Source organism: Streptococcus sinensis, from assembly GCF_000767835.1.
GTDB classification, from domain to species: Bacteria; Bacillota; Bacilli; order Lactobacillales; family Streptococcaceae; genus Streptococcus; species Streptococcus sinensis.
This window is the reverse complement of the sequence record NZ_JPEN01000071.1, coordinates 1-4,366: the sequence shown is the minus strand read 5'-3', so window position 1 is coordinate 4,366 and position 4,366 is coordinate 1. Positions and strand designations below refer to the sequence as shown.

General features: G+C 44.8%; 3 protein-coding genes. All 3 read left to right on the top strand.

Going from position 1 to position 4,366, the window contains the following annotated elements; genetic code table 11:
* Nucleotides 1-195 precede the first annotated feature (195 nt).
* The 3 genes from rnhC to recD2 all read left to right on the top strand — a co-directional run bounded on the left by rnhC (nt 196) and on the right by recD2 (nt 4,154).
* Nucleotides 196-1,080: a ribonuclease HIII gene (rnhC, locus tag SSIN_RS06275; protein ID WP_037617003.1), complete on the top strand. Its 885-nt coding sequence runs from the start codon at nt 196-198 to the stop codon at nt 1,078-1,080.
* 3 nt (nt 1,081-1,083) lie between these two features.
* Nucleotides 1,084-1,716 carry a signal peptidase I gene (lepB, locus tag SSIN_RS06270; protein WP_037617001.1) on the top strand — a complete coding sequence of 211 codons (633 nt, stop codon included), beginning with the start codon at nt 1,084-1,086 and terminating at the stop codon, nt 1,714-1,716.
* A gap of 77 nt (nt 1,717-1,793) precedes the next feature.
* Entirely contained in the window at nt 1,794-4,154 is a 2,361-nt protein-coding gene (gene recD2 / locus SSIN_RS06265) for an SF1B family DNA helicase RecD2 (protein ID WP_037616998.1), read from the top strand.
* Nucleotides 4,155-4,366 lie beyond the last annotated feature (212 nt).

Here is a 4,366-nt window from a genome sequence, read left to right as displayed (position 1 = left end):
ATCGAAATAAGAAAAAATCTACAAGGAGCTAGCTCCTTGTAGAGAATACCATATCAAGTTTTTTGATAACTTTAGTTTGGTCTCACATCATTGACAAACGTACAAAAGTTACTACTTAAAAACATGAAGAAAATATCTTAAAATCTTACATTCTTATGGCTTTCCTCTTTTCCTTTTTATGGTACAATAGTGACTATGGAAAGTATTACTTTAAGTCCTAAACGAGAAGAAATTCAGGCTTTTATCCAGAAATATCAAGACTGCCTGACACCTAGCAAGAATCAATACATTCAATATCTGCTGAAATTGAATCAGGCAACTGTCAGCATCTATACTTCTGGCAAGGTTCTTTTTCAAGGAGAAAAAGCTGCCCACTATGCTGCTTTTTTTGGCTACCAAGCCGAGGAAACAGTCAACACTTCCCAGAACTTTTCCCTTATCGGTACTGATGAGGTCGGAAACGGCTCTTATTTTGGTGGTTTAGCAGTGGTGGCTTCCTTTGTCAGTCCAGAACAGCATGCTTTCTTGCGCAAGTTGGGTGTAGGCGACTCGAAGGCCTTGACCGACCATAAGATTCGGCAGCTGGCGCCGATTTTGAAAAAAGAAATCCAACATCAGGCCCTGCTCTTGTCTCCAGAAAAATATAATGAAGTAATTGCCTCTGGTTACAATGCCGTATCTGTCAAAGTGGCTCTTCACAATCAAGCCATTTATCTGCTACTGCAAAAAGGTTTGACACCGGAAAAAATTGTCATTGATGCCTTTACCAGTCAGCAAAATTATGACAAATATCTGCAAAATGAAAAGAATCATTTCCCAAATCCCATTAGTCTCATTGAAAAAGCTGAAGGGAAGTTTCTAGCTGTCGCTGTCAGCTCCATTATCGCCCGTGACCTCTTTCTGGAAAATCTAGAAAATCTGAGTCAGGAGCTTGGTCACACTCTGCCGAGCGGAGCAGGAAGCAAGAGCGATCAGGTTGCCAGCCAGATTCTCCAAACATACGGAATGGCCGGTCTCCAGCATTCAGCCAAACTCCATTTCAAAAATACAGAAAAAGCAAAAAAGCTTTTAGAAAGGTAAGCCATGAAAAATAAACACTTTGACTTCCGAGCCTTCCTCAAGGAATGGGGTCTCTTTTCCCTGATTATCTCAGCTATCCTAATCTCCCGCTGGCTCCTCTGGGCACCTGTCAAGGTTGACGGTCACTCTATGGACCCGACGCTGGCCAATGGTGAGTATTTATTGGTTCTCAAGCACCAGTCGGTTGATCGCTTCGATATTGTCGTAGCCTCTGAAAAAGATGATAACGGCAAAACGAAAGAAATCGTGAAACGTGTCATCGGCCTGCCTGGTGACACTATCCAATATGAAAACGACACTCTCTATATCAATGGCAAAAAGACTGATGAACCCTATTTAACGGAGTATATCAAGAAATTCCAAGAGGACAAACTTCAGTCCACTTATATCGGTGAGGACTTTGAGGACAATGGGGAATTTTTCCGCAAGCTGGCTTCTCAGGCTCAGGCCTTTACAGTGGATAAAGACGGCAGTCCTGTCTTTACCATCAAGCTCCTAGATGACGAGTACCTACTTTTGGGTGACGATCGGATTGTTTCCAAAGACAGCCGTCAGGTCGGTGCTTTCAAATCCAGTCAAATTCAAGGCGAAGCTAAATTCCGCTTCTGGCCGCTGCTGCCTTTTAAAACTTATTAATACTTAAGGAGTATAGCCTATCCAAACTCAGTTGACTTCTCAGCTGGGTTTGATTTTTAAAAACAGATACATAAACAATGACAGAATTTTATTTTTCAGGCACTATTGAGCGCATCATTTTTGAAAATCCCAGCAACTTCTTTCGAATCCTCCTCTTGGACATCCAAGACACGGATTGTGAAGATTTTGATGATTTTGAGATTATCGTTACCGGCACCATGGCCGATATTATTGAAGGCGAGGACTATACTTTTTGGGGCAATCTTGTTCAGCACCCTAAATACGGACAGCAGCTCAAGCTTTCCCGGTATGAAAGGGCTAAGCCGACCAGCAAGGGGCTGATTAAATACTTTTCCAGTGACCACTTTAAAGGTATCGGCGTCAAAACAGCCCAAAAAATTGTTGACCTGTACGGCGATGAGACCATTGACAAGATTCTGGCTGAGCCAGAGAAGCTCAAAGAAATCACTGGTCTTTCCGCCAAAAACCGAGAAGCTTTTGTAACCAAACTGCAACTCAACTATGGAACAGAGCTAGTTCTGGCCAAACTAGCCGCCTACGGGATTCCCAACAAGCTAGCCTTTCAGATCCAAGACACCTACAAGGGAGAAACGCTGGAAATCGTTGAACAGTATCCCTACCAACTGGTTGAGGACATCCAAGGCATCGGCTTTAAAATTGCCGATCAACTAGCCCAGCAGTTGGGCATTGAGAGTGATGCCCCTGAGCGTTTTCGGGCTGGCTTGATTCATACCCTTCTGACCCAGTCCATGGAAACTGGCGATACCTATCTGGAGGCTAAAGACCTATTGGCTCATACCATTGAACTCTTGGAGAATTCGCGCCAAGTAGAGCTAGATCCCAGTCTGGTAGCCGATGAATTAGCTCACCTGATTGAAGAAGACAAGGTCCAAAACGTCGAAACCAAGATTTTTGAAAACAGCCTCTTCTTTGCCGAGGAAGGCATCCGTAGCAATCTAATCCGCCTCTTAGAAAAAGGCCGTCAAGATCGCTTTGAAGAAGAAAAAATCCTAGAGGCCATCAGCCAAACCGAGGATAATCTCGGCATCCACTATGATAGGATTCAGAAGCAGGCCATTTTCGACGCTATCACACAAAAGGTCTTTATCCTGACCGGGGGACCAGGAACTGGTAAAACAACCGTTATCAATGGTATCATCGCCGTCTACAGCCAGCTTCGAGGCTTGGATTTGAAAAAGAAGGCAGATTTGCCCATCCTCCTAGCAGCTCCGACTGGCCGAGCTGCTCGTCGTATGAATGAACTGACTGGACTGCCCAGTGCTACAATCCACCGCCATCTTGGTATGACTGGTGATGATGACACCAGTCACCTAGATGACTATCTGGATGCTGACTTTATCATCGTGGACGAGTTCTCTATGGTGGACACTTGGCTAGCCAACCAGCTCCTCAGCAACATCTCTTCTAATACCAAGTTGCTCTTGGTCGGAGATGCGGAGCAGTTGCCCTCTGTCAGTCCTGGTCAGGTGTTAGCTGACCTACTGCAAATACCAAGCATCCCCCAGACCAAGCTGGAAAAAATTTATCGGCAGAGTCAAGATTCGACCATTGTCACTCTGGCCAGTCAGATCCAAAAAGGACTGCTACCAGCAGATTTTACTGAGAAAAAAGCAGACCGATCTTATTTTGAAGCTCGAAATGAGCACATCCCGCCCATGATTGAACGAATTACCAGCGCAGCTATTCGCAGCGGCATCCCAGCTCAGGATGTGCAAGTGCTGGCTCCCATGTACCGCGGACAGGCCGGCATTGACCAGATTAACAGCCTCATGCAAAATCTCATCAATCCTGTGGAAAAAGACCAGCTGACCTTTGAGGCACCTGACTGCCAATATCGACAGGGAGATCGGGTTATCCACCTCGTCAATGATGCTGAAAATAATGTCTTTAACGGTGACTTGGGCTATATCACCGACCTGCTCCCAGCTAAGTACACCGAATCCAAGCAGGACGAACTGACCATCAACTTTGACGGCAACGAGATTAGCTATCAGCGTAGCGAATGGTACAAAATCCGCCTAGCCTATGCCATGAGTATCCACAAGTCTCAAGGCAGCGAATTTCCTGTGGTTATCCTCCCTATTACTCGAAGCAGCCACCGCATGCTCCAGCGCAATCTGGTCTACACAGCTATCACCCGAGCTAAGAGCAAACTGATTCTGCTTGGGGAAAAAGTGGCCTTTGACTATGCAGTAAAAAATACTGGAACAGCCCGCAAAACTTATCTGATTGAGCGTTTTGGAGACATAGAGGGTTCTCAAGAACTTATCCACACTCCTGTGGATAATGTAGAAAAAATTGTGGAAAACCATGTCTTGTCAACGGAAAATTTCCTGAAAATTGACCCTATGATCGGGCTAACTGAGGAAGATATCCACAGTATCTTCGGCAATTAAAAGGGACAAAAACAGAAATCGGTAAATATATTATTTCTATGCAATGACTGCAAAAGTTCATTTAAGCTGTCTTTGAACCTTTCTCGACAGGCCTATCAACATCGTTCTTTAGGTGCATCTGACAAGGACTTCCTTATCAAATATTCCCCTTTAAAACAGTAGAGAGAGTGGGACAGACAGCCATGACGACATAGCCGTCACCCACAGAAACA